Origin of the sequence: Bacteroides sp. ET336 (genome assembly GCF_024733815.1) — a bacterium.
Classification (GTDB): domain Bacteria; phylum Bacteroidota; class Bacteroidia; order Bacteroidales; family Bacteroidaceae; genus Phocaeicola; species Phocaeicola cellulolyticus.
The window spans coordinates 1-453 of sequence record NZ_JANRHK010000066.1 but is presented as its reverse complement, the minus strand read 5'-3'; the positions used below and the strand labels follow the sequence as shown (position 1 = coordinate 453).

Below are 453 nucleotides of genomic sequence, written 5' to 3'. Positions count from 1 at the left end.
CGTTTCGAGTATGCTTCCGCCGGACGCCTGTCGGGCATCATATCCTCCCGTGGCGAACGCCTGAAAGTGGAAACCGACGGGCTGGGCCGCGTATGCTGCGTGTCCATCCGGCAGGACAACGAGGAGGTCAAGCTGGTCCGCTACCGGTACGACGGACGGGGCGACATGGTGGAGACCACCGACGCGCTGGATGTCAGCAAGCATTTCGTCTATGCCGACGGACACCTGCTCGTGCAGCTCACCAACCAGGGAGGCATGTCCTTCCATTGGGAATATGAAGGCAGGGGCGAAAATGCCCGGTGTGTGCATACGTGGGGCGACGGCGGCGTGATGGAATACTTCATCCGCTACGCCGAGGGATGCACCCGCGTCCGCAACGGCGAGGATGCCGAAACCGAATACTACTACGGCGAAGACAAACTCATTTACAAGATCGTGGATGCCAACGGCGGT

At 60.7% G+C, this 453-nt stretch carries 1 pseudogene; it reads left to right on the top strand.

Annotated elements, in window-relative coordinates:
* Positions 1-453, top strand: a pseudogene (locus NW213_RS16850) (RHS repeat protein); the annotation flags it as partial.